This is a genomic window from Staphylococcus pseudoxylosus (assembly GCF_044794325.1).
Taxonomy (GTDB): domain Bacteria; phylum Bacillota; class Bacilli; order Staphylococcales; family Staphylococcaceae; genus Staphylococcus; species Staphylococcus pseudoxylosus.
Genome location: NZ_CP085024.1, coordinates 2,329,229 through 2,354,973, shown reverse-complemented (window position 1 = coordinate 2,354,973; position 25,745 = coordinate 2,329,229). Strand labels below are relative to the sequence as shown.

Here is a 25,745-nt window from a genome sequence, read left to right as displayed (position 1 = left end):
GTTTAAATAAAATACATTCATGAAAGTATTGTAATTATTGCATTATCAAAAATGGTTGCGAAAAATAAAGTTGTGTTTGTTTGGAATTTAACGCATTAACTATTATAATGTTATTCTGCTCAGATTCATTTTTAGCATTATTTTAAAAATATAAAAATAGAAGAGGTAAAAATATGAAGCAAGAAAATCCATTATTCTATTTATTTAAAAAACTGTCATGGCCTGTTGGCCTTATCATTATTGCTGTATTTATTTCTTCATTAGGTAGTATTACTGGACTTCTAGTCCCATTATTTACTGGGAAATTGGTAGATAAATTTTCCTTTGATAATATGAATTGGATGTTTGTTGGAGGCTTTATTTCAATATTTATTGTTAATGCACTACTTAGTGGTGTGGGTTTATATCTGTTAAGTAAAATTGGGGAAAAGGTTATATACGCGATTAGATCGGTATTATGGCATCATATTATCCATTTAAAAATGCCATTTTTTGACCAAAATGAAAGTGGCCAATTGATGAGCCGACTAACGGATGATACGAAAGTGATTAATGAATTTATTTCTCAAAAACTTCCTAATTTATTACCCTCCGTATTAACAATTTTAGGTTCGTTGGTTATGTTATTCATTATGGATTGGAAGATGACATTAGTTACATTCATCACTATTCCAATTTTTGTGTTAATCATGTTTCCATTAGGTAAAATTATGGAAAAGATTTCTAAAAAAACACAAGCAGAAATTGCTAATTTTAGTGGTTTGTTAGGTCGTGTCTTGACAGAAATGCGTTTAGTGAAAGTGTCACATACAGAAGACTTAGAACTAAATAATGCACATAAAAACTTAAAAGAGATTTACTTTTTAGGATTAAAACAAGCTAAAATCACTGCAGTAATTCAGCCTATTTCAGGCGTGATTATGTTACTTACAATCGCGATTATATTAGGGTTTGGTGCGATTAGAATTTCAACTGGTGCCATCACAGCAGGCACACTGATTGCTATGATTTTTTATGTTATACAATTATCAACACCACTGATTAATCTTTCAACGCTTGTTACAGATTATAAAAAAGCTGTAGGTGCAAGTGGTCGTATTTATGAAATTATGGAAGAACCTACGGAAGCATTCCATATAGAACAAGAAGATAAGATTACTGATGGTAGTTTGGTATTTGAACATGTTGACTTTAAATATGGAGTTAAGCCAATTCTGAGTGATGTTAGTTTTGAAATACCTCAGAGTAAAGTCACTGCATTTGTAGGTCCTTCAGGGTCAGGAAAGAGTACCATTTTTAATATTATTGAGCGGATGTATGATATTGATCAAGGTGATATTAAATATGGTGATAAGTCCATTTATGACATTGGGTTAGGTGAATGGCGTGACAAAATAGGTTACGTAATGCAATCAAACTCAATGATGAATGGTACGATTAGAGATAACATATTGTATGGAATAAACCGTGAAGTCAGTGACGAAGAACTTATCCATTTTGCGAAATTAGCGAACTGTCATGAGTTCATAGAACAATTTGAAGATGGCTACGATACAATGGTTGGTGAACGAGGATTGAAATTATCTGGTGGCCAACGTCAACGCATTGATATAGCTCGTAGTTTTGTCAAAAATCCAGATATTTTATTATTAGACGAAGCTACAGCTAACTTGGATAGTGAAAGTGAAAGAAAGATTCAAGATGCACTAGAAGAATTAATGGAAAACCGTACAACTGTAGTTATCGCACATAGATTGTCTACTATTAAAAAAGCAGAGCAAATTATTTTCGTAGATTCTGGTAAAGTAACTGGTAAAGGTACACATCAAGAATTGATTATGAAACATGAGAAATACCAACAATTTGTTAACACACAGAATTTGACGAAATAAGAAAAAGAGTAAAAAGTAAATTACAACGATAGTTGTGTAGACGTTTTCATAGTGAAAGGCGAATGTTTAAGCTTAGATTGTGTAAAAAAAGTGATGTTTATCGAACTATAAAATTGTTATTTTATATAAAGTACATGCATGCTATAATTATTGTGAATTATTAATAAACAGTGTTTTGAGAAAGTATAAATTAATTACAAAAATGAATTAACAAAACTAGGGATTAGGAATAATTAAGGTAAATGCATGGTTTAATGCTGTCTATGAACGAATGATTGTTTATGTCAGTCAAATGCATTTACCTTTGTTCTTCTGAATACATAGCTACATAAATTACTTTCAAAAATTCATTGTTATCAATGATTTTAATAAGAAATGGTGGGTGTATTATGTTTTTAGTGATTAACATAATTGGATTGTTTGTGTTTTTAGGGATTGCAGTATTATTCTCTCGAAGTAAAAAAAATATTCAATGGAAATCAATTGCAATATTAGTTGTATTAAATTTATTTTTAGCTTGGTTCTTCATGTACTTCCCGTGGGGAAAAACTGCAGTACAAACATTAGCTAATGGTATTTCTTGGGTGATTGATTCCGCACATGCAGGTACAGGATTTGCTTTTTCTAGCTGGGTAAAACCAGGCGCAATGGACATGGCAGTAAGTGCATTATTCCCAATATTATTAGTTGTTCCGTTATTTGATATTTTAATGTATTTCAATATTTTACCTAAAGTAATTGGTGGTATTGGTTGGGTTTTAGCAAAAATCACGCGTCAACCAAAGTTTGAATCATTCTTTGGTATTGAAATGATGTTTTTAGGTAATACAGAAGCATTAGCAGTTTCGAATGAACAATTAAAACGTATGAAAGAAACTCGTGTGTTAACGGTGGCGATGATGTCTATGAGTTCTGTATCTGGGGCTATTGTAGGAGCATATGTCTCTATGGTTCCTGGTGATTTAGTATTGACAGCTATTCCATTAAATATAATCAATGCGATTATTATTTCATCTATATTAAATCCAGTTACGGTAGAAGGAAAAGAAGATATTATTTACACTATTCAAAGTAATGAATTAGAACGTCAACCGTTCTTCTCGTTCTTAGGTGATTCAGTATTAAACGCAGGTAAATTAATCTTAATTATTGTAGCGTTTGTTATTAGTTTCGTTGCACTATCAGATTTAATTGATCGATTGATTAATTTACTTACAGGCGTCATTGGCGGTTGGGCAGGTATTAAAGGTAGTTTTGGTTTAGATCAAATACTTGGTGCGTTTATGTATCCATTTGCGTTATTGCTTGGTTTACCATGGGATGAAGCTTGGATTGTTGCACAGCAGATGGCCAAAAAAATTGTCACTAATGAATTTGTTGTTATGGGACAGATTAAAGATGTTGTTGAATCCTATTCGCCACATAGACGTGCAGTCATTACGACATTCTTAATTTCATTCGCGAACTTCTCGACAATCGGTATGATTGTAGGTACTTTAAAAGGAATTGTAGATAAGAAAACATCTGATTTCGTATCCCAATATGTACCAATGTTATTACTTGCAGGTATTTTAGTATCGTTGATGACTGCAGGATTTGTTGGATTATTTGCTTGGTAAACTTTAAATATTAAAGTTAAGTTATATACTTATTTTTGATTGAAACATATTAATGACTAGATGTTTAAAAGTGTTTGTATACACTTTTGAATGTCTAGTTTTTTGTTTTTTATTAGATGTAATATGATAGTTTGCTATAAATAATGGTTGTGTCCATCAAACACTATGATTATAAAATAAAAGACAAAAAAATTAAGCCAAGTAATTGAAGTGAGGAGACACATTCATCATTACTTGGCTTTTACGGGAAATGAATTAACTGTATATAAATAGTAAGGACTAGGTACTAAGTATATACTCGAGCAAAAATTGTTTTGTTTGTTACTATAAACAACACAAAGGAGATGGCTTCTTATTGGCTACCAATAAGAAGATAAATTTTATTATATCAAAGAGAAATTAATAAGTAAACAGAAATTTCAGAATTTTTGAAAATTAACGAATTTTAATTAAATATAAAGGAATCACAATACAAAATTAATTTATTATATAAAGAGTTTTCCTTATATTCGTGTTGTAGTATTTCTGATAATTTGCTAACATTCAATTGATTAGTGCAAATTCAAGGGGGTAGTGTGGGTGAATAAAACAGTACGTGATTTAATATTAGTTATTTTTGGGTCGTTCATTTTTTCAGCTGGTGTGAATACGTTTATTATATCTGCTGATTTAGGTGAGGGAGGCGTGACTGGTATAGCAATCGTACTTTACTATGCTTTTCACATTTCTCCAGGTATTACAAACTTTGTATTTAATGCCATTTTAATTGGGATAGGCTATAAATTTTTAAGTAAACGGAGTATGTATTTAACTATTGTTGCAACGATTTTAATTTCTATCTTTTTAGAATTAACTGTAAGTTGGGAAATTGAAACAGGTAACATATTGGTTAATGCAGTATTTGGTGGTCTTTGTGTAGGTCTTGGTATAGGTGTGATTGTGCTTGCAGGTGGTACTACAGCAGGGACTACAATTTTAGCTCGAATCGCTAATAAATACTTAGACGTTAGTACACCGTATGCATTACTATTCTTCGATTTAATTGTTGTAGCTATATCACTGACTGTTATTCCAATTTCTAGTGCATTGGTTACTGTGATTTCATTGTATATCGGTACAAAAGTAATGGATTATGTCATTGAAGGTTTAAATACGAAGAAAGCAATGACAATTATTTCAAGCAAGCCTGATGAAATTGCTAAAGTAATTGATGAACAAGTAGGACGTGGACTTACCATTTTAAATGGGCGTGGCTACTTCTCAAAAGAAGATAAAGATGTTTTGTATGTTGTTATCACAAAAACACAAGTAACGAAAGCAAAGCGTTTAATAAAAAAAATCGATGATAACGCATTTCTAGTTATTCATGATGTACGTGATGTATACGGAAATGGTTTCTTAATCGATGAACATTAAGATAAAACAATTTAAAGTTGAATAATAAAGTTGCCTAATTTATTTGGAATATTTCCATCATAAATTAGGCTTTTTATTATAAAAAGAATTTCAATAAATCATATAGTGAATTAAGATTTAAGCGTGTCATTTTGTGAACAGAAAACCTATAAAGCTAACGAAATATAAGGGACTGTTAAAAATAATTAATAGTCAATTGGTGTGAAAAATGATATAATATCATCTGTGATAATGATTATCATTTACTTGAGATAATTGGAAAATTTAACATGACTTAATATAAATTAATTGGGAAAATATACGATGTTATGCTTATTAATATAGGAAGAAGGGGAATTATGAATCGCTTAAAAGGAGAACAGGTCACTATAGGTTATGGAGAAAATGTCATTGTGGATAATTTAGATGTTCACATTCCTGATGGCAAGATTACCTCAATTATAGGGCCAAACGGTTGTGGTAAGTCGACATTACTTAAAGCGTTATCACGACTACTGCCAATTAAAGGTGGAGAAATCAAATTAGATAACGAAAACATACACTCACAATCTACGAAAGAGATTGCTAAAAAAATTGCAATTTTACCTCAATCTCCAGAAGTTGCAGATGGCCTTACAGTTGGTGAATTAGTATCATATGGTCGTTTTCCACATCAAAAAGGATTTGGACGCCTATCTGCCGAAGATAAAAAAGAAATCGACTGGGCAATGCGTGTTACAGGTACTTACGATTTTAGATTACGCCCGATAAATGATTTGAGTGGAGGGCAACGACAACGTGTATGGATTGCAATGGCGTTAGCCCAACGTACAGATATTATATTCTTAGATGAGCCAACAACATATTTAGATATTTCGCATCAGTTAGAGATATTAGAATTAATTACGCAGCTCAATAAAGAACAAGGCTGTACTATTATTATGGTATTACATGACATTAACCAAGCCGTTCGTTTTTCTGATCATTTAATCACTATGAAGAATGGTGATATCATCGCCAATGGTGATACTGAGGAAGTATTAACGAAAGAAATATTAGAAAAGGTATTCAACATTGATGTTGAAATTAGTACAGACCCAAGAACGGGCAAACCAATGTTAGTAACGTATGACTTGTGCAGAAAAAGCTATTCAGAGGTTTAGGGGTAAATTATGACTACTAAGAGAAAAGGGAAGTTAAGTTTTACAGCAACTTTTATAATAGCTGTATTATTATTAATTGGCGCACTCATCATTTCGATATTGTTTGGGGATGCCAAAATTCACTTAAGCACTATTTTTGAAGCGGTGTTTAATTACGATTCTAAAAATCAACAACATAATATTATCAGTGAGATTCGTATTCCAAGAGATATTGGGGCGATATTAGTAGGCGTTGCGTTAGGCACTTCCGGCGCTGTTATTCAAGGCGTGACTAAAAATGGTTTAGCTGATCCAAGTCTTATAGGATTAAACTCTGGTGCATCATTTATGCTAGCGCTCACGTTTGCATTTTATCCTACTGCGCCATTCCTTGTGATGATGTTTGCTGGTTTTATAGGGGCGTTAATGGGTGGCTTTATCGTTTTAATGATTGGAAGGTCAAGAAGTGACGGGTTCAATCCTATGAGAATTATTTTGGCGGGTGCTGCTGTTAGTGCGTTGTTAACTGCATTAAGCCAAGGTGTTGCTTTATTATTTAGGCTAAATCAAAGTTTAACGTTTTGGAGTGCTGGTGGTGTATCTGGTACAACTTGGAACCAGTTAGTTTGGGCGGCACCGTTTATCATCATTGCGCTTGTTATTATCATTTCAATGAGTAAGCAATTAACAATTTTAAATTTAGGTGAAACTTTAGCCAAAGGTCTAGGGCAAAACGTTGCTTTTACACGAGCTATTTCACTGATATTATCCATGGTTTTAGCTGGTATTGCAGTTGCAATGGTTGGTCAAATTGCCTTTGTAGGCCTGATGGTACCACATATAGTGAGATACTTAGTGGGTACGGACTATGCTAGAGTGATACCTTTAACTGCTGTAGTCGGTGGTTTGCTATTACTAGTAGCAGATACGATTGCACGTATGTTAGGAGAAGCCCCAGTTGGAGCTATTATTTCCTTTATTGGTGTACCTTACTTCTTGTATTTAGTTAAAAGAGGAGGTCGCTTCTCATGATAGATCCAAAGTTAAGATATAAACAGTGGCTTACGATGATTATACTCTCGATTCTAGTCTTGTTAGCGTGCGCATGGAGTATTACTTCTGGAGAATATAAAATGTCTGTCGAGGCATTTTTCAAAACGTTGATTGGCCAGGGTGAATATACAGATACATTGATATTGATGGAATTTAGATTGCCACGTATGATTATTACAATATTGGCTGGCGCTGCTTTAGCCATGAGTGGTGCAGTCATACAAAGTGTAACGAAAAACCCACTGGCAGAGCCTGGTATATTAGGTATTAATGCCGGAAGCGGATTTGTAATTGCTTTGTTTATAGTGGTAGGACAGGTAGACGCGAATAATTTTGTGTATGTTTTACCATTTATTAGTATGATAGGTGGTGTTTTAACAGCGCTTATTATTTTTTCGTTTAGTTATAATAAAGGAGAAGGTATTACTCCAGCGAGTATGGTACTTGTAGGTGTGGGGATGTCTACTGCACTTAGTGGTGGTTCATTAACACTAATGTCTACATTTGATGAAGACCAATCAGAGTTTATAGCTTCTTGGCTTGCTGGTAATATTTGGGGTGACGAATGGTCGTTTGTTATAGCCTTTTTACCATGGGTTATCATATTAATACCATTCTTATTATTTAAAGCGAATGTCCTAAATTTATTGAACACACATCAGTATATAGCTCAAGGTGTCGGTGTGAAGATAGGGCGCGAACGCATTGTCTTATTATTAGTGGCAGTTGTGTTATCATCAGCAGCTGTTTCTGTAGCGGGTGCGATTGGATTTATTGGTTTGTTGGGACCACATATTGCTAAGTCGATTGTTGGTCCGAGACATCAATTATTTTTACCGATTTCAATACTAATAGGTGCTTTTTTACTTGTACTAGCTGATACGATTGGACAAGTTATACTACAACCATCAGGTGTTCCAGCAGGTATTGTAGTTGCTATTATAGGGGCTCCTTATTTCTTATACTTAATGTATAAAACGAAATCAGTATAATTTGTTTTAGTGTGAAAAGTATGTAAATTATAGAATTTCTACTTTATGTAGTGTTTATAAAATAGAAAAAGCCAAGAATAAAAAGCATGAGATATAATTATATCTCATGCTTTTTTGCGATTAGTCATCTTTGCTAACAGTGCATTGATACTATAAACGGATTTTAGAAAATATGCGTAGTGCTTCAATTTCTCACGTGCAAATGTAATTCGCACTCATATGTTAGCGTTTGCATTTGTGTGTAGGGTATACTATAACTGAATAGTTTAAATAGGAGGTCTTTATTATGAAAAAATTAATTAAACAAAAAACGAATTTCTTGAATGATATGTTGGACGGGCTTTCAAAAACAAATAATCAAATAGAAATTATTTCAGACACAGTCGTAGTTAGAAAAGATAGAAAAGAACAAGGCGTTTCTTTAGTTTCTGGTGGTGGAAGTGGTCACGAACCAGCTCATGCGGGTTATGTTGCCAACGGTATGTTAGACGCTGCAGTTTGTGGAGAAGTATTTACTTCACCGACACCAGATAAGATTCTTAGTGCCATAAAAGCTGTTGATAATGGCGATGGTGTATTGCTTATAGTAAAAAACTATGCCGGTGATGTTATGAACTTTGAGATGGCTCAAGAGATGGCAGAAATGGAAGACATTCAAGTAGCAACTGTCGTTGTAAAAGATGATGTTGCAGTGGAAGATGAGGCGCAACGTCGAGGTGTAGCAGGTACAGTGATTGTTCATAAGTATGCAGGACATTTGGCAGAAAAAGGGTTGTCATTGGCAGAAATAAAAGAAAAAGTAGAAGGTTTATTACCTCAAATAAAAAGTATAGGTATGGCTTTAACAGCACCTATGGTTCCCACTACTGGACAATATGGATTTGATATTAAAGAAGATGAAATGGAAATTGGTGTGGGTATTCATGGTGAAAAAGGATTATCTAGAGAAAAGGTTGAACCTGTAGATCAAATTGTAGAGCGATTAATTCAAGTTTTACTTAAAGAAGTTGAATCAGATGAACTCATTGTAATGGTCAATGGCATGGGAGCAACCCCTTTGTCAGAACTTAATATCGCTGCAAAGTATGTCGGTGAAAACTTAGAACAAAAGGGCAAATCGATTACTCATTGGCTAGTTGGAGATTACATGACTGCGTTAGATATGCAAGGTTTATCATTAACATTGGTACCATCTTCAGAAGCATTGTTAGTAGCGTTAACAGATATAACAGAAAGTTCATATTTCCATTAATTATAAAGTGATGATTGAAAGGGGCGAAAGATAGATGAATGTTGTTGAACTAAAAGAAAGATTATTAAAATTAGTAGATGTGTTTGAAGAAAAGGAAGCGTTATTAACAGAATTAGATAGAGCAATCGGTGATGGCGACCATGGAGTGAACATGGTTAGAGGTTTCAAAGCGTTACCAGATAATATTGATGATAGCTCTATGCAAAGTTTATTGAAATCTACTGGTATGACACTTATGTCTAATATTGGTGGTGCTTCTGGTCCGTTATACGGCTTTAGTTTTGTAAAAATGTCACAAGTAGTATCAGATGAACTAGATCGTTCAAATTTAAAAGTACTCTTAAAAACTTTTTCAGAGGCAATTGCTCAAAGAGGTAAAGTGACGTTGAATGAAAAAACTATGTATGATGTAATTGAGCGTGCAAACCAAGCTTCACAAAATGATGAAATATTAACAAGTGATGTATTACAATCCTACGCAGATTTAACAAAAGATATCGAAGCAACTAAAGGTAGGGCGGCATATTTCAAAAAAGATTCCTTAGGACATGTTGATCCTGGAGCTCAAAGTAGCGTTTATATATTGAACGCGTTGATTGGAGATGACTCGTAATGACAAATATAGTAATAATTAGTCATAGTAAAGAAATTGCAGAAGGCACAAAAGCACTATTAAATCAAATGGCTGGCGATGTTAACGTCATTGTACAAGGTGGCGTTGATGGTAAAATTGGTACATCGTATGATCATATTCAAGCATTAATAAACGAATTAACAGATGATGCATTATGTTTTTATGATATAGGTTCTGCTGAAATGAACTTAGATTTAGCGATTGAAATGTATGAAGGTGACCAGCGTATTGAAAAAGTAGAAGCACCAATTGTTGAAGGCAGTTTTACTGCAGCTGTGCAATTATCAGTTGGTAGTTCCATAGAAGAAGTTTTGGGAGAATTAAATAAAACGTTTGGCTAAATAATGTTATTTGTTTTACTATGTTAAATATAAATTAAAATGAAGTTCTCAACTAATATAACAAAAAACTTCTTTTTTATAGGAATATTTAATTGAATTGTGGTAAAATGAAAATTAATTGTAATAGAAATCTGGATATCTAGGAGGACATTGCCATGAAAGATTTAATATTAAAGCATGTCTTAAACGGCGAATTTGAGTCAGTCAAACGTTTAATGTCCCAAACAGATTTTATGGAATTTGAAGAAGTATACATTTCAAGCGCACATGAAGCTGAAAACATTATGTTTTATACATGTATTTTAGATATGATGAAAGTAGAAGAAACTGCAGAAATGCATGACTTAGCTTTTCTACTATTAGTCTATCCATTAAGTGAACTTCAGGGTGCTTTAGATTCTGCGTATTATCATGCGGAGTCATCCATAAAACTTACTGAGGGCAAAGAAGTAAAAAGTTTGTTACAAATGTTATTATTACATGCAGTTCCTGAACCAGTCATTTCTGATAAAAAGGCATTTGAAATTTCTCGCCAAATACTTAAATTGGACCCAACTAACAGTGTTGCGCGTAATGTACTGAAAGAAACAGCCAAACGTATGGATAACGTAGTTGTTGACTTTAATGAACTTAATCGTTTTAAAAACGCACACTAATAACAAAATTATCATAGTTGAGTAATCATATTATTAGAACTTGACAAAATAACACATTAAATTGAATTATTAAAGAATCGAAATATGCATGTTAAAAGGTGTATATTTCGATTTTTTTATTTTATTTTTTGGAATATTACACACTATTAAAGCATGTCTTTAGTAATGTATAAAATTGCAAAAATAAATTTAAGATAACTATAAATATGAAATAGTTGTATTAAGATTTGTTATATTTAAATAATATAATGAATGATTAAAAGCGATGTTCAACTTATTAATCATTATTGAGAGCAATTAGAAGTGTAAAATTTTATATTGTGCAGTTGCAAAAAATAATCAGTAAGTTATAATAATGCAATGTGTTAACTATGAGGAGGTTAAAATAACATGGGGTTGAATAAAGAAGCTATAAAAATTGGTTTCGCTTATGTCGGTATCGTTGTAGGTGCTGGCTTTTCAACAGGACAGGAAGTTATGCAATTTTTCTCACCATATGGCCTATGGTCATATATTGGGGTTATACTTTCTGGTTTAATATTAGGCTTTATAGGTCGACAAGTTGCAAAGATTGGTACTGCGTTTGATGCGCAAAACCATGAGTCAACTTTAGACTATTTGTTTGGTGATAAGTTCAGTAAATTTGTAGACTATTTGCTTATCTTTTTCTTATTTGGCATCTCAGTCACAATGATTGCTGGAGCAGGATCAACATTCCAAGAAAGCTTTAATGTGCCAACATGGTTAGGCGCATTGATTATGGTTATTGCAATTTATATTACATTATTGATGGATTTTAATAAAATTGTTAGAGCATTAGGCATTGTTACACCTTTCTTAATTATTTTGGTTGTAATCATTGCTGCGTATTATCTTTTTAATGGTAGTATTTCAATAGATAAAGTAAATGAAACTGTACCAGAAGCTAGCTTATGGTTAGGTATATTGAAAGGAATTAATTATGGTGGACTTGCGTTTGCTGTAGGTTTTAGTACGATTGTAGCTATTGGCGGTGATGCTTCTAGACGTAGAGTGTCCGGAGCTGGGGCATTATTTGGAGGTATTGTTTATACAATATTATTAGCGTTGATTAACTTTGCGTTGCAATCTGAGTTCCCAAAAATTGAGAATGCTGATATTCCTATGCTGACATTAGCAAATGAAATAAGCCCTTGGATTGCACTTGTACTATCAGTTATTATGTTAGCTGTGATGTATAATACAATTCTTGGTTTAATGTATTCATTTGCTGCGAGATTTACAGAACCATATAGTAAAAAATATCATATATTTATCGTAGTTATAATGGTTGTAGCTTACGGTTTAAGTTTCGTAGGTTTCGCAGGCTTGATTAACTTCTTATACCCAATAATGGGGATTGTTGGGCTTGTTGTTGTAATCGGCGTGCTGATTAAATATTATAGCAGAAAACGTCAAAACAAAAAGTTCATAGCATAAATGATTCATGATATTAAAATAAGAAATAAATTCTCAGCTTGTACATTTGTGCAAGCTGAGTTTTTAATAATTCCAATAATTTATAAATACTACTGTGCAATAATTAATTATGGTACAATGCATTTCGAAAGGGAAGGTAATGCATGAAGAAAAAACACAAATGGACGATAATTACTTTAAGTATTGTTATTGTAGTAGCAATCTTGACTGCGCTGTTATTAAAACAACAGTATGACCGTCAACATTCACAAGAAATTAAAGAAAAAGTACAGATTAACAATAAAAATGTAAATGCATTTACAAATATAACTTATGGTACCGGTATGCCTAATAGTAAGCTAGACATATTAACACCTACTGAATTAGATTCGGATAATAAATTACCTGTAATTTTTTGGATGCATGGTGGTGGCTTTATAGCGGGAGATAAACAATATAAGAATCCACTATTATCCAAAATTGCTGAGCAAGGCTATATTGTTGTAAATATTAATTATGCACTTGCACCAGATAATAAATATCCGACGCAGCTACATCAAATTGACCAAGCCGTAAAATTTATAAAGCGTAATAAGCATGAATTACCAATGGATTTTGATCAGGTTATTTTTGGTGGTGACTCTGCTGGTGCACAATTATCTAGCCAATACACGGCAATTCAAACAAATAAATCTTTAAGAGAAGATATGTCATTTGAACAACAATTTGAGTCAGATCAATTGAAGGCAGCTATATTTTTCGGCGGCTTTTATGATATGAAAACAGTAAAAGCTACTGAGTTTCCAAGGATACAACTTTTTATGGAAAGTTATACTGGAAAACGAGATTGGGAACAGCAATTTAAATATATTAGTGAAATGTCTACGATAAATCAGGTTACCAAAGATTACCCGCCAACGTTTTTATCTGTAGGTGACGCTGATCCATTTTATAGTCAAAATGTATCATTTTATAAAAAGCTGAAATCAATGGATATTCCGGTGGATAAATTATTTTATGATGGCTCCCATAATTTGAGACACCAATACCAATTCCATATGGATTTACCAGAATCACAACAAAACATGAAAGACGTTCTAAGATTTTTAAGCAGAAATACAAGTTCATCGGGCGTTGAAACAAATGTTAGTGAAGAAACGACGAATCCTAATGGAGTAGAATTAAACCCTTATTAAATAATAAGAATTTATGAAGGGCTATGTATATCTTATGGTGTAGTGTTAGTCATTTTAAATTACGATAGCTTTAATATGAGAGTGAGTTAAACGCACATAGTATAAGTATTAATTTAATTTTAAAAATTGAGTACATTCCAGTTATAAAGAAAAGGAGTGAGACAGAAATCATATTTTCAATAATGATTTCATTGTCTCACTCTTTTTTAAATTGCAGTAAGAAGTTGAAAGAGGTCAACTATTAATGACTATAAAACGGCATTTATATTTTAAATTTCAATAACTAAATGATTATATGACAATATTGTTATTTGGGTCTTTGTTAATTTACAATTAAACTATAAGTGTGACATGTTTAAATATTATGCTTAGAGGTAGATTAAAATAATAACTTAGCCATGACATACTTGTTGTAATATCTACCGTCAATGTATAATTTATCACGAAGTTCACCTTCTATTTGATAACCCGCAGTTTTAAATAATTCAACAGCTGTAGTATTTTCAGGTACTACTGTTGCTTCTATACGACGAATGTTATGATTTAAGCACCATGCATCTACAGAATTAATTAAAGATTGGCCGAGGCCTTTTTCTCTGTAGTGTCTAATGACGCCCATTGAAAAATGAGCTTCATGACGTGTGCGTTCAAAATTTTCTGTCGTGACGATTGCAAAGCCGACGAGTTCGCCGTTATTTTCAGCGATATAAATGGCATTGGAAGGCGATGTAATATAGTGCTCTAGGTTTGAAAGCGCATCGTTATTAGAAGGTGCGTATTCCCCTGGATTGTATATTAAATAATCAGATTCATCATAAATTGTCGTTAATAATTTAACAAATGGATCTACATCATTGATACCGATTTCACGTATTTGATGAACCATGTGTGTCCACTCCTTATTTCTATTTTGCTAATGTTTAGTTATAGTATAACTTAACATCATTAGCGTGATATTACTAGGACATATTTATGTTGCGCTAAACTAAAATAAAGGAAGTATGATTATGAAACCTAACATTTTATTGGCTGGTGTCACAGGATATATAGGTAAAAATTTAATCCAACATATAAAAAATGAAGCTAATTTATATACATTATCAAAATATCCTAAAGAAGAAGATTTTAAAGAAGTGACTTGGTTAAAGAAAGATATTTATAATTATATGGATGTGTTATCAGCGATGGAAGGTATGGATATAGCTATTTATTATTTGGATCCAACTAAACACTCTGCGAAATTAACACAAGCCACAGCAAGGGATTTGAATTTAATCGCTGCAGATAACTTTGGTCGGGCAGCTGCTAAAAATGGTATTAGTAAAATGATTTATATTAGCGGAAGTAGATTCGACTATGAAACCACCCAACGCTTGTCGTCATATGGTGTTTTTGTAGAAAAAACTGAAACAACTGTATCGCGTCCACATGTGTCGGTTGAACTTCAATCTTCCAAATACGATGATGTTCGTAGTGCCTTAAGCATGCAGCTTCCTATGAATTGGACGCTAGAACAAATGGTAGAATATTATTTTAAATGGTTGAATGAAACTAAAGGCACATTACTGCACACATACAAAGAAGATGAGAATTATGTAATATACCTTAAAGACAAGGCTAAGCCTATTCTTGTTTTTCATAAGATACAAATAGAGGAAGATATCATTTCATTACATTTAGTGGGTGGTACATTAGTTAAACCTAATTTATTGAAACAAGGTAAGTTAGAATTTCGTAGGCTCAAAAATACGCAAACTGTAGTAGTCCATTTATATGATTATATACCTAAACTTGTTTGGCCGGTGTATTATTTAATTCAGTCACCATTCCAAGGTTTGATGATGAGAGGTTTTGAAATAGATTGTAGAATTAAGCACTTTAACGGGAGAATTCAGTCTGGGGAAGATATAAAATATACTAAATAGATAAAGTGGTGATGACGTGGATATTTTATTAGTAGAAGATGATATGACATTGTTTAAAGAATTAAGTGAAGAATTAGAACAATGGGATTTTAAAATTTATGGTATTGACGACTTTAGTGATGTAATAACTCAATTTGAAGCGGTCAGCCCTGCTATCGTTATTATGGATGTGAAACTACCTAAATATGACGGTTTTTACTGGACTAGAAAGATAAGAGAAACATCTAATACGCCAATATTGTTTTTGTCGTCGAGAGATAATCCAATGGATCATGTGATGAGTATGGAATTGGGTGCAGATGATTATGTTCAAAAGCCATTCAATACGAGTATATTAATTGCTAAACTACAAGCAATTTATAGAAGAGTATATCAATTTAGTTTGGAAGAAAAGCGAGTGCTTGCTTGGCAAGATGCAACTTTAGATTTGTCTAAAGATAGTATTAGTAAAAACGAAGCACAGATTTACTTATCCAAAACTGAAATGATTATTTTAGAAATGCTAGTTAAGAAGCAAGACCAAATTGTTACGAGGGATACATTGATTACTGCGTTGTGGGATGATGAAGCATTCGTTAGTGACAATACATTAACGGTTAATGTGAACCGTTTAAGGAAGAAATTAGCCGATATTGATATGAGTGACGCGATTGAAACGAAAATAGGCAAAGGGTATATGGCACATGGATAACTTAAAATGGGTTTATATCTTTTTAAGATCACGAATATATTGGATATTATGGTTTATCTTGTTAAACTTTATCACGCTGCTTATCGCTTATTTAGATTATGATATTAGCGTGGGGAGTACATATTATATAATTATTTTAAATCTAGGTATTTCAATATTGTTCTTGTCGTTCACATTTTTAAAGGAAATTAAGTTTTTTAAGCATTTAGATGACAATATAGAACCTGAAGCATTAAAGCATAAATCATTGGCGGACACGCCTTTACAGCAAGAAATGGTTAATTATTTATACGGTCAAATTACAGATCAAAAATCATTAGTTACATGTCAGCAAAAGAAAATTCAATCTACTGAAGCATCATTAACAGATTTTGTACATGATATTAAAACACCTGTAACAGCAATGAAACTATTAATAGAAAAAGAACCAGACACTTCTAGAAAAAACGCGCTTTTATATGAGTGGACACGCATAAACGATATGCTAGATAGACAGTTATTTTTAACGCGCTTAGAGTCACAAAATAAAGATATGTATTTTGAGCATGTGGCGCTGAAACGGCTTGTAATTGAAGAAATACAAATCACTCGATATATTAGCCAGTCTAAAGGTATTGATTATGATTTGAATTTTGAAGATGACTATAAAGTATATACAGACGCCAAATGGTGTCGAATGATGATTAGACAAATTTTATCAAATGCAGTTAAATATAGCGAAGAAAGTACAATTTATGTTTATGCATATGTAGATCAAGGTCATACAGTTCTTAAAATTACAGATGAAGGTAAAGGGATAAGTGCTAAAGATTTACCACGTATTTTTGAAAAAGGTTTTACTTCCACTACCGATCGTAATGAAACGTCAGCTTCTGGACTTGGTTTGTACCTTGTCAATCATGTAAAAGAAAAGTTAGGTGTCCAAATATTAGTTTCTTCGGAACCGAAGGTAGGGACAACTATGAAATTTATTTTTCCTGAGCAAAATGAATTGATATCAAGATTATCTGAAAATATATAAAATTAATGTGTGACTGCAAAAATTTAATAATAAATGTATAGGCAAAATGAATGATGTTAGCCAATACGTATTTAGAACCTGAGAAGATTGTTTGTTTCTTTCTTGGGTTCTTTTTGTGCTTAACATTATATGATGGATAGATATGTATTGAAAATTATTTATAAAAACATTTGCAAATTAGTGAAAAAAGTTGTTGAATACAAATAATAAATATGCAATCATATTTAAGGTGAGTTTAATGTGAAATAGTTATTAAAATTAATTCAATCTGATAGGTTACAATTCCTAAATAGACAACTATGATTTATACTAATAAAAGTAGTAAAATTTTGTTAATTTTACGAAAATGTAATGTTAAGAATTTGTAAATGCAATTGTAGGATTGTAAATTTTGTGCTATTTTCAAATAAGGATAAATCAACATTTATGAGATTTTTTAACCAATAGAAGCAAATACTCATTTACACAATTTTAACAATAGTAAAATGATCCAAAATAATGAGTGAATTGTAAATCTTGTGAATCTTAATTTATCTTAGATATAGGTATTTAAATTTTTTAAATTTATTGAAGGTGATTGGGGACAATCGCTGTAAATGGAGGATTTTTTGGATGTTTAACAAGAAAAAAGATAAGTTCATGGTGAAGCTAGAAGAAATGGTGTTCAATTTAGATAGAGCAGCAATTGAATTTGGGAAAATGGATTTTAATACACACTTAGATTTGAAAGCATACTCAGATAATATTAAAACATATGAGTCACACGGCGATGAATTAATGCATCAAGTGATCTCAGACTTAAACCAAACTTTTATTACACCAATCGAACGTGAGGATATCCTCTCTTTATGTAATGCAATTGATGACGTATTAGACGCAATTGAAGAAACATCAGGTATGTTTGAAATGTATTCTATTGAATATACGGATGAATATATGGCTGAATTTGTAGATAATATTCAAAAAGCTATAGCAGAAATGAAATTAGCTGTTGGATTATTAGTAGATAAAAAATTATCACACATGCGTATTCATTCTATTAATATTAAAGAATTTGAAACAAACTGTGACGGTATTTTACGTCAATCAATTAAGCATATCTTTAATAGTGAAACAGACCCAATCACATTAATTAAAATAAAAGAAATATATGAAAGTTTAGAAGAAATTGCAGATAAATGCCAAGCCGTAGCAAATAACTTTGAAACTATAATAATGAAAAATAGCTAAGGAGTCCTAACTTATGGAATATATTTTGATCGTCACAGTAGCTATTGTTATTTTTTCACTTATATTTGACTTTATCAATGGTTTCCATGATACAGCCAATGCTGTTGCTACTGCTGTTTCAACGCGTGCCTTAACTCCTAGAACGGCTATACTTTTGGCATCTGTCATGAATTTTATCGGTGCTTTAACGTTCACAGGGGTTGCAGGAACAATAACTAAAGATATCGTAGACCCATTTAAATTAGAAAATGGTCTAGTTGTAGTATTAGCAGCTATTATCGCTGCAATTTTCTGGAATTTATTAACTTGGTATTATGGTATACCAAGTTCATCTTCACATGCATTGATAGGTTCTATCGCTGGTGCGGCAATTGCTTCACAAGGTTCATTTGCCGTATTACATTATCAAGGTTTTACAAAAATCATAATCGTATTACTTTTATCACCAGTCATTGCATTCTGTGTAGGGTTTATAATGTATTCGATTGTAAAAGTAGTATTTAAAAATGCGAACCTTACAAAAACTAATCGTAATTTTAGATTCTTTCAAATTTTCACAGCGTCTTTACAGTCGTTCTCACATGGTACGAATGACGCGCAAAAATCAATGGGGATTATTACCTTAGCTTTAATTGTTGCAGGTATTCAAACGGGTTCTAGCGTAGAGCCACAACTATGGGTTAAAATTTCCTGTGCTACTGCGATGGGATTAGGTACCGCTGTTGGTGGTTGGAAAATAATTAAAACAGTTGGTGGTAATATTATGAAAATACGACCAGCTAATGGTGCTGCAGCAGATTTATCATCTGCGTTAACTATATTTGTAGCATCATCACTACATTTCCCACTATCTACAACACACGTAGTTTCTTCATCTATCTTAGGTGTGGGATCTTCTAATCGTATTAAAGGTGTTAAGTGGAATACAGCGCAACGTATGATTGTTACGTGGGTGATTACATTACCAATTTCTGCAATAGTTGCAGCATTGATTTATTACATTATTAATTTTTTCTTATAATTTAAGATAAAGTGATTCAAAAGCGGCTGAGACAAATTAATTGTCTCAGCCGTAATTATTTTATAACAATCGTTGTAAAGGCACACTACTTAATTTATGGAGTTAGTGGTTATTGCATTTGAGCCTATACTCAGGTGTTACACTTATAAAAATTAGTATTACTTATTTAAGAGCTACAATGATCGTTATAAGTACATTCAGTTAATGGAACTTAACCTTACCTAACATTTTTTAGTCTCACACTTTTTGAGCCAAATATAAGGTGCTAGAATGATAAATGATTAGAGTTCATGACCACAAAATAATAGCCTGAGACATAAATGTCTCAGGCTATTATTTGATTATTTTACTACTGTCATCATTTATCATTTCATTTGCATAATAAGTTTATAATTAATGAATGTAATTATAACTTGAAGCTTGTGATGCAGGAATAGTACGATAATCAACAGTACCTGGAGGCGTATTATAATTCATTTCTGAAATTAGAATACTACCATCTGGATTGACTTGTTCTACGTAAGCAACGTGTCCAATAGGTCCTTCATAATTTTGCATGATTGAACCAGCACTTGGTGAATTATTTACTGTATAACCGTCTGCAGCGGCATTGTTTGCCCAGTGATCTGCGTTCCACCAATAAGTACTAATTGGTTGACCAGTTTCTGCTCTACGATTAAACACGTGCCAAGTACATTGTCCCCAATCGTATAGGTTAGCATCACTTGCTGATGATCCACCCGTATTCGTGTTTGGTGTTTCTGTTGAGCTTCCGCCCGCACCACCAGTTCCTGTTGCACCAGGGATTGTTAATGTTTGATTAGGGTAGATGATATAACCATTTAAATTGTTGGCTGAAACAATTTCTTCAACTGAAACACCATATTTATTTGCAATGGTATTTAAAGACTCACCAGATTGTACAGTGTGACTTGATCCACCTGAAGTAGCGTTTGAAGATGATTCTTGTCCCTGAGAACCACTTCCGCCAATTTCGATAACTTGTCCTGGGAATACAATGTTATTGTTAATGTTATTATTTTGTTTAATTTCATCAATTGAAACACCGTATTGCTGAGAAATTGACCATAGTGACTCACCAGATTTTACTGTATGCTGTGTTGATGCATCAGCTTCATGATTTGCTATGAATGCTGCTGCACCTGAAGCAGCTGTTACTGCAAATGCTAACTTTTTCAAAAAAACTCCTCCTTCAATGCCTATGTCTAACAGTGATTATTGAAATAAATACATGTCGTTAGTTTTTTAATCTCAATTCACGTTTCATACTAACAAAAATCATTTGCTTTGTGTACGTTGTTATAAAGTTGTAATATTATTAATATTTAGTGTTTCACTGAGAATTATTCTATAAATGCCTTCGTATAGGCGTTTATAAGCATGTGTTACATTTCACTTGTAATTAACTTTATTTGAAATGTAACATTAACTATTAACAAAAATAGTGATTTTAATATTAAAATTGTTAGAAAATACATTCATCATGTTTGCTAATCAATGAAACAGTGAACATTAAAGTATTAATAATTGCAATCGTAGGACATTGTGAAAATTTACATGCTATACATATATCCTATAAATGTTATGATTAAACGCATATTATTTTTATAAATAGTTCTATAATGAGAAGGAGTGAGTAAATTGGCTGAATCAACACAACATATAAATAAGCAACAAAACCAATCTAAAAAACAATCTAAATCACAGTCACATGCTTATAGTAAAGTATGGCTATTCTTTATGTACTACTGGATTATTTTTGGCATTGGTTGCTATTTTGGGCAGTTCTTACCTATGGAATGGAGAAAACCACTTTCATTCGTACTTCTTGCCTTAGTACTAATTACGGTTATCTTTAATCGGGCACGTAAATACGGTATAGTAATTTCCCATATTTACGCGATTGTTGTAGGTTTATTATCTTATGCAACCTTCACTGCATATTTACAGAATTTAGGACCAGAGGTATTTTTCAAAAATATCATTTTAGCAATTTCAGCGTTTATTGTTTTTGGGATTATCGGTTATTTCTTAATTGGTAATGCGGCTAGTATGGGGAAATATTTATTTGTTACTTTAGTTGCGCTTATTATAGCAAGTTTAATCGGTATGTTTATACAAAATCCAATTTTCCATACGATTATAACTGTAGTAGGCTTATTATTATTCTTACTCTATACATTGTACGATTTCAATCGTATGAAGCGTGGACAATTTTCTCCAAGAGAAATGGGTTTTAATTTATTTGTGAATCTGTTACACATCATCAAGTATGTATTAAGACTTGCAACTAAATTTAGAAAATAATAAAATTTTAATATTCAATTTGATGAAGACACCTTCAAAAATACCTTGTGAAATAAGAGGTTTTTTGAAGGTGATTTTTTATCTGAATGAGATACTTTGATAAAACAACATTTTTAAATTTAAAAAAATACAATGCAACAATTTTAAAATTGAGTTTAATTAATGAAAAAAGTTGACAAAATTATTTGTTTTATACAAAATTATCTAAAGACAAAAAATACTTATTTAAATAATTAAGATATAAAGTGCCAACTTTAGCTTTTATGATAGAGTGACATTTTAATGCATGGCGTATGACAATATTTGAAAGAGGTTAAATTATGAAAGCGCAGTGCTTAAATATTATTTCTAAGGATAATTATCCTACGAAACGTGTAGCTGACGGCTTATTACTAATATTCCCTTTAAAAGGGATCACAGAGATACAACATTTTATAACAGATATTGAAGTTGAAAATGACTTATTTATAATCAATAACTCTGAAATTTTTACCATAAAAAGAAATGAACAAGCGATTAAGCTGTATATTGCGAGTGATTGGTTTTATGATCGTGGCTATGATTTTTTTGCGTATCAATATACATCTAACTTAATTCAATCCTCCAATGCGTTATTCCAATCTATACTTAGTTTAACGCAGCATCAATTAAATAAAACGTTAACTGAACCGTTATTCGAGTCCTACATGAATAACATTGTCGATATTATTGCTTCTGAAGCAAAAGTCGATATAAAATATTTGAAACAACAAACAGACTATTCATTTTATGGTATTACTGGCGAAATGTTGGATTATGTTAATAACCATTTAGATAAAAAGTTAACGTTAAAAGAAATTGCGAATAAACTTTTTATTTCTCAATCAAATATATCGACGCAATTTTATAATACGTTGGGAATGAGCTTTAAAACGTATATAGATACTTTAAAACTTTCAACATCGATATCTAGCTTGTTAACAGGAAAATCTACGATAAGTGAGGTATCCGATTATTATGGATTTAGCAGTTCTGCGATCTATAGTAAAAAATTTAAACATTATTTTGGTTATTCACCCAAGGACTATCGTCTACTTTCAAAATTGGATAAATCATTTCCTTTTACGACCGAGGATTATAGTACGAGAGCAATCGCTGAAATTCAGAATATAATAGCTGAACGACTTAACAAACTCAATGTTCAGAACAATTATATATGTATTGATCTGCAGCATATTAAAGAATCTACTAACGATACTATTGTAATTCAAATTCATAGTATAGCAGAGTTTCATCATTTGTTTGCAAATAAGAGTATGAATTATCTATTTGAAGGTACACAAAAAGTGATTGTTTATTGCATGATAGATCCGAGAAAGTTACAGGAAACATTTATGGATCAATCTTATGGCTTTATTAATTTTGTTTATCATGCAAATGTGAACCTTGCATTTCAAATTACTAGTAATGACGATGTTAATATCTATATCGATCAAATATATAGTCAATATCAAGCTTATTTACAAGCACATCCAGAATTGTCAGAAAAACATATGCATTCAGTGAGCTATATCTTTAATGTTGAGCGTATGTCTATCAAAGAAATTTATCGTAATATTATTAAAATTCAACAGTATAGAGAGCATGTAAAATTCGGAATTGATATTACGCATTTATTCAATCATCCTGAATGTTTTAAATTAATGGAGAAGCAGATGAAACGCATAGGATTTGATTATTTCTTTATAGATAATCATAAATTAACTTCTCCTTATTTGAGTGAAGATCATGAAGACTTGCTCACAAAACAAGTGTTTAAGTTTAGTAATATTAAAAAGATTATGAATGATATGGAATTGGAAGAAAGAGCATATTTTCTTTTGAATGTGCATAATAATTACTTATTAAATGATGACAATATGGAGATTATCGAAAGTCCACCGTTACTTATGGGGATGTTTAAACAGATGCGTGAATATTTTACAGGCGTGGGGATAGATTTATTCCAGCAACAAGGTGAGAAAAATGCATTGTATTTATATGATCAAAAAGGCTTCCGCTCCGTTTTAGGTAATATGTATGAAAGAATAATGGAGAAAATGAGATATGAAGTGAAAGATTTTGAATATTATACGATAGTGAATCAACCAGAGAAAATTTCCGTTTTTGTAAATGATTGGCGCATAGGGGAAAGTGAAACTGCAGAGAATGAACCGCAAAATATACAAATACATTTAAATTTTAAAGATAAAGCATTGAAACGTCCTTACATTGTTTTTTATGAAAAAATAAATAGTACATTTGGAAATATCAATGGTATTATTGCGCCATCTTTAAGAATTAAACATGCATGGTCAGATGAATTAATTAGCAAAATCGATCAGTATAATAAACCGCATTTTAGTGTTATGCAACATCATTTTGAAGAAGAGAATTTGACCATTGATTTAAATTATAATACCGTTCACATCATTGATATTTATAAAAATTAAAATATTATTATATTTTACCTCTGTAAAAAAATGCGTAGCAAAATACAATTTATTGTTATTCGTAATTTTGACAAATCTATAATTATAAATAATAAGGACATAGACTTGTAATTTATGGATAATTGTATTGTATTGTTTACTAGCATTTGGAGGTGTAACAACAGTGAATAAGGACAAAAAAGAGCAATTTTTAAATATTTATAAAAAATATAAAAGTTTAATGCACTACATTGAATCAAACTACAAATTGACTATGAATGACGTTGCAATTTTAGAATTGATAGAGCAAAACTGTAGTGAAAATAACATGTTAATGCAACCATTTCTAAAAATTGCAACTACTGAACTTGAGTTAAGTAGGACTAAGGTACTTGCATCGATTCGTAGGTTGATTGATCAAGATAGAGTAAGTAAAATACGTTCAACTGAAGATGAGCGTAAAGTATACTTATTTATGAATAATGACAATGCACAAAACTATAAAACTTTATTAGATGATATTGAAGGATATGTTAAGTAAACGATAGTGTAATTTAATAACTTCAATAGTCTGAATAGCATATTAAAATAAAAACTACAGGCATTTACTTTATATGGTAAATATCTGTAGTTTTTATAGTTTGAAAAAGACTTGGGTTCAACTGATGTGCGTAAATCTATATTCTAAAGCAAAAATATTGTATAATATATCATATTAATAGATGTAGTAATCGAGAAAGCGAGATGAAATCATGGGACGTAAGTGGAATAATATTAAAGAAAAAAAGGCCCAAAAAGATAAAAATACAAGTAAAATTTATGCGAAGTTTGGTAAAGAGATTTATGTAGCAGCTAAATCAGGTGAACCTGATCCGCATGCCAACCAAGCTTTACGTTTAACATTAGAGCGTGCCAAAACTTATTCAGTTCCGAACCACATTATTGAGAAAGCGATTGAAAAAGCTAAGGGCTCTGGTGAAGAAAATTACGATGAATTAAGATATGAAGGTTTTGGTCCAAATGGCTCAATGATTATTGTTGATGCTTTGACAGACAATGTAAATAGAACTGCTTCAGATGTACGTGCAGCCTTCGGTAAAAATGGAGGCAATATGGGCGTATCAGGATCAGTCGCTTATATGTTTGAATATACAGCTGTATTTGGGTTTGAAGGCAAATCAGTAGACGATACATTAGAAGCATTAATGGAAAAAGATGTGGATATCAGAGATGTGATTGATGAAAATGGATTAACTATTGTATACGCTGAACCAGACCAATTTGCACAAGTACAAGATGCATTAAGAGCAATAGGTATTGAAACATTTAAAGTTGCGGAATTTGAAATGTTACCCCAATCTGATATCGAATTATCAGAAGAAGATCAGGAACAATTCGAAACACTTATTGAAGTATTAGAAGACCTAGATGATGTGCAAAACGTATTTCATAACGTGGATTTGAAATAAC

General features: G+C 31.8%; 23 protein-coding genes. 21 read left to right on the top strand and 2 right to left on the bottom strand.

The window, feature by feature from the left end:
• Positions 1 to 173: 173 nt before the first annotated feature.
• From LG295_RS11320 to LG295_RS11265, 12 genes are all read left to right on the top strand, one after another.
• The gene (locus LG295_RS11320) at positions 174 to 1,892 is read left to right on the top strand and encodes an ABC transporter ATP-binding protein (RefSeq protein ID WP_107529838.1); all 1,719 of its coding nucleotides are present in this window, start codon (positions 174 to 176) and stop codon (positions 1,890 to 1,892) included.
• 389 nt (positions 1,893 to 2,281) lie between these two features.
• Complete coding sequence (locus LG295_RS11315; RefSeq protein WP_404475949.1) at positions 2,282 to 3,511, top strand: NupC/NupG family nucleoside CNT transporter; 1,230 nt, start codon at positions 2,282 to 2,284, stop codon at positions 3,509 to 3,511.
• Between the two features lie 579 nt (positions 3,512 to 4,090).
• Positions 4,091 to 4,927 carry a YitT family protein gene (locus LG295_RS11310; RefSeq protein ID WP_107529840.1) on the top strand — a complete coding sequence of 279 codons (837 nt, stop codon included), beginning with the start codon at positions 4,091 to 4,093 and terminating at the stop codon, positions 4,925 to 4,927.
• Positions 4,928 to 5,265: 338 nt separating this feature from the next.
• On the top strand, positions 5,266 to 6,069 hold the full coding sequence (locus LG295_RS11305) for an ABC transporter ATP-binding protein (RefSeq protein ID WP_107529841.1): 804 nt from the start codon (positions 5,266 to 5,268) through the stop codon (positions 6,067 to 6,069).
• A gap of 9 nt (positions 6,070 to 6,078) precedes the next feature.
• The gene (locus tag LG295_RS11300; RefSeq protein ID WP_107529842.1) at positions 6,079 to 7,080 is read left to right on the top strand and encodes an iron ABC transporter permease; all 1,002 of its coding nucleotides are present in this window, start codon (positions 6,079 to 6,081) and stop codon (positions 7,078 to 7,080) included.
• Positions 7,077 to 8,093 (top strand): iron ABC transporter permease, encoded by a 1,017-nt coding sequence (locus LG295_RS11295; protein WP_318833094.1) that lies wholly within the window; start codon positions 7,077 to 7,079, stop codon positions 8,091 to 8,093. The genes LG295_RS11300 and LG295_RS11295 overlap by 4 nt, the downstream gene beginning before the upstream one ends.
• Positions 8,094 to 8,379: 286 nt before the next feature.
• Positions 8,380 to 9,345 (top strand): dihydroxyacetone kinase subunit DhaK, encoded by a 966-nt coding sequence (gene dhaK, locus LG295_RS11290; protein ID WP_107529844.1) that lies wholly within the window; start codon positions 8,380 to 8,382, stop codon positions 9,343 to 9,345.
• A gap of 34 nt (positions 9,346 to 9,379) precedes the next feature.
• Complete coding sequence (gene dhaL, locus LG295_RS11285) at positions 9,380 to 9,958, top strand: dihydroxyacetone kinase subunit DhaL (RefSeq protein WP_107529845.1); 579 nt, start codon at positions 9,380 to 9,382, stop codon at positions 9,956 to 9,958.
• Positions 9,958 to 10,320, top strand: coding sequence for a dihydroxyacetone kinase phosphoryl donor subunit DhaM (dhaM, locus tag LG295_RS11280; RefSeq protein ID WP_107558123.1), 363 nt, complete (start codon positions 9,958 to 9,960; stop codon positions 10,318 to 10,320). Before dhaL ends, dhaM begins: the two co-directional genes overlap by 1 nt.
• 155 nt (positions 10,321 to 10,475) lie before the next feature.
• The gene (locus LG295_RS11275; protein ID WP_017722603.1) at positions 10,476 to 10,976 is read left to right on the top strand and encodes a hypothetical protein; all 501 of its coding nucleotides are present in this window, start codon (positions 10,476 to 10,478) and stop codon (positions 10,974 to 10,976) included.
• Positions 10,977 to 11,366: 390 nt separating this feature from the next.
• A complete protein-coding gene (locus LG295_RS11270; protein ID WP_404475943.1) occupies positions 11,367 to 12,434 on the top strand; it encodes a hypothetical protein in 1,068 nt (355 codons plus the stop codon).
• Positions 12,435 to 12,577: 143 nt separating this feature from the next.
• Positions 12,578 to 13,609, top strand: coding sequence for an alpha/beta hydrolase (locus LG295_RS11265; RefSeq protein ID WP_107529848.1), 1,032 nt, complete (start codon positions 12,578 to 12,580; stop codon positions 13,607 to 13,609).
• A gap of 379 nt (positions 13,610 to 13,988) precedes the next feature.
• On the opposite strand, the gene LG295_RS11260 is transcribed toward LG295_RS11265, so the two are convergent.
• A complete protein-coding gene (locus tag LG295_RS11260; protein ID WP_017722600.1) occupies positions 13,989 to 14,495 on the bottom strand; it encodes a GNAT family N-acetyltransferase in 507 nt (168 codons plus the stop codon).
• A gap of 121 nt (positions 14,496 to 14,616) precedes the next feature.
• Here LG295_RS11260 and LG295_RS11255 point away from each other — a divergent pair, with 121 nt between their 5' ends.
• The 5 genes from LG295_RS11255 (at position 14,617) to LG295_RS11235 (ending at position 19,497) form a co-directional block, all read left to right on the top strand.
• On the top strand, positions 14,617 to 15,534 hold the full coding sequence (locus LG295_RS11255; RefSeq protein WP_404475939.1) for an NAD-dependent epimerase/dehydratase family protein: 918 nt from the start codon (positions 14,617 to 14,619) through the stop codon (positions 15,532 to 15,534).
• 16 nt (positions 15,535 to 15,550) lie between these two features.
• On the top strand, positions 15,551 to 16,225 hold the full coding sequence (locus LG295_RS11250; RefSeq protein ID WP_107529850.1) for a response regulator transcription factor: 675 nt from the start codon (positions 15,551 to 15,553) through the stop codon (positions 16,223 to 16,225).
• A complete protein-coding gene (locus LG295_RS11245) occupies positions 16,218 to 17,246 on the top strand; it encodes a sensor histidine kinase (RefSeq protein WP_336832322.1) in 1,029 nt (342 codons plus the stop codon). Before LG295_RS11250 ends, LG295_RS11245 begins: the two co-directional genes overlap by 8 nt.
• 612 nt (positions 17,247 to 17,858) lie before the next feature.
• Positions 17,859 to 18,476 carry a DUF47 domain-containing protein gene (locus LG295_RS11240; protein ID WP_017722596.1) on the top strand — a complete coding sequence of 206 codons (618 nt, stop codon included), beginning with the start codon at positions 17,859 to 17,861 and terminating at the stop codon, positions 18,474 to 18,476.
• A gap of 13 nt (positions 18,477 to 18,489) precedes the next feature.
• Positions 18,490 to 19,497 carry an inorganic phosphate transporter gene (locus tag LG295_RS11235; RefSeq protein ID WP_107529852.1) on the top strand — a complete coding sequence of 336 codons (1,008 nt, stop codon included), beginning with the start codon at positions 18,490 to 18,492 and terminating at the stop codon, positions 19,495 to 19,497.
• Positions 19,498 to 19,890: 393 nt separating this feature from the next.
• On the opposite strand, the gene LG295_RS11230 is transcribed toward LG295_RS11235, so the two are convergent.
• On the bottom strand, positions 19,891 to 20,697 hold the full coding sequence (locus tag LG295_RS11230) for a LysM peptidoglycan-binding domain-containing protein (protein WP_107529853.1): 807 nt from the start codon (positions 20,695 to 20,697) through the stop codon (positions 19,891 to 19,893).
• 483 nt (positions 20,698 to 21,180) lie between these two features.
• Between LG295_RS11230 and LG295_RS11225 the strand changes: the two genes are divergently transcribed.
• From LG295_RS11225 to LG295_RS11210, 4 genes are all read left to right on the top strand, one after another.
• Positions 21,181 to 21,825 carry a Bax inhibitor-1 family protein gene (locus LG295_RS11225; protein WP_404476878.1) on the top strand — a complete coding sequence of 215 codons (645 nt, stop codon included), beginning with the start codon at positions 21,181 to 21,183 and terminating at the stop codon, positions 21,823 to 21,825.
• 320 nt (positions 21,826 to 22,145) lie between these two features.
• A complete protein-coding gene (locus LG295_RS11220) occupies positions 22,146 to 24,296 on the top strand; it encodes an AraC family transcriptional regulator (protein WP_325999519.1) in 2,151 nt (716 codons plus the stop codon).
• A gap of 163 nt (positions 24,297 to 24,459) precedes the next feature.
• Entirely contained in the window at positions 24,460 to 24,816 is a 357-nt protein-coding gene (locus LG295_RS11215; RefSeq protein WP_101103954.1) for a transcriptional regulator, SarA/Rot family, read from the top strand.
• Between the two features lie 211 nt (positions 24,817 to 25,027).
• Positions 25,028 to 25,744: a YebC/PmpR family DNA-binding transcriptional regulator gene (locus tag LG295_RS11210; RefSeq protein ID WP_325999517.1), complete on the top strand. Its 717-nt coding sequence runs from the start codon at positions 25,028 to 25,030 to the stop codon at positions 25,742 to 25,744.
• The last annotated feature ends 1 nt before the right edge of the window (position 25,745 follow it).

Excerpts from the sequence above, each read along its gene's own strand:
- LG295_RS11270 (WP_404475943.1), top strand. The coding sequence starts at position 11,367 with ATGGGGTTGAATAAAGAAGCTATAAAAATTGGTTTCGCTTATGTCGGT.
- dhaK (WP_107529844.1), top strand. The coding sequence starts at position 8,380 with ATGAAAAAATTAATTAAACAAAAAACGAATTTCTTGAATGATATGTTG.
- LG295_RS11275 (WP_017722603.1), top strand. The coding sequence starts at position 10,476 with ATGAAAGATTTAATATTAAAGCATGTCTTAAACGGCGAATTTGAGTCA.
- LG295_RS11240 (WP_017722596.1), top strand. The coding sequence starts at position 17,859 with ATGTTTAACAAGAAAAAAGATAAGTTCATGGTGAAGCTAGAAGAAATG.
- LG295_RS11255 (WP_404475939.1), top strand. The coding sequence starts at position 14,617 with ATGAAACCTAACATTTTATTGGCTGGTGTCACAGGATATATAGGTAAA.
- dhaM (WP_107558123.1), top strand. The coding sequence starts at position 9,958 with ATGACAAATATAGTAATAATTAGTCATAGTAAAGAAATTGCAGAAGGC.
- LG295_RS11265 (WP_107529848.1), top strand. The coding sequence starts at position 12,578 with ATGAAGAAAAAACACAAATGGACGATAATTACTTTAAGTATTGTTATT.
- LG295_RS11220 (WP_325999519.1), top strand. The coding sequence starts at position 22,146 with ATGAAAGCGCAGTGCTTAAATATTATTTCTAAGGATAATTATCCTACG.
- LG295_RS11320 (WP_107529838.1), top strand. The coding sequence starts at position 174 with ATGAAGCAAGAAAATCCATTATTCTATTTATTTAAAAAACTGTCATGG.
- LG295_RS11210 (WP_325999517.1), top strand. The coding sequence starts at position 25,028 with ATGGGACGTAAGTGGAATAATATTAAAGAAAAAAAGGCCCAAAAAGAT.
- LG295_RS11315 (WP_404475949.1), top strand. The coding sequence starts at position 2,282 with ATGTTTTTAGTGATTAACATAATTGGATTGTTTGTGTTTTTAGGGATT.
- dhaL (WP_107529845.1), top strand. The coding sequence starts at position 9,380 with ATGAATGTTGTTGAACTAAAAGAAAGATTATTAAAATTAGTAGATGTG.
- LG295_RS11235 (WP_107529852.1), top strand. The coding sequence starts at position 18,490 with ATGGAATATATTTTGATCGTCACAGTAGCTATTGTTATTTTTTCACTT.
- LG295_RS11295 (WP_318833094.1), top strand. The coding sequence starts at position 7,077 with ATGATAGATCCAAAGTTAAGATATAAACAGTGGCTTACGATGATTATA.
- LG295_RS11300 (WP_107529842.1), top strand. The coding sequence starts at position 6,079 with ATGACTACTAAGAGAAAAGGGAAGTTAAGTTTTACAGCAACTTTTATA.
- LG295_RS11260 (WP_017722600.1), bottom strand. The coding sequence starts at position 14,495 with ATGGTTCATCAAATACGTGAAATCGGTATCAATGATGTAGATCCATTT.
- LG295_RS11305 (WP_107529841.1), top strand. The coding sequence starts at position 5,266 with ATGAATCGCTTAAAAGGAGAACAGGTCACTATAGGTTATGGAGAAAAT.
- LG295_RS11245 (WP_336832322.1), top strand. The coding sequence starts at position 16,218 with ATGGATAACTTAAAATGGGTTTATATCTTTTTAAGATCACGAATATAT.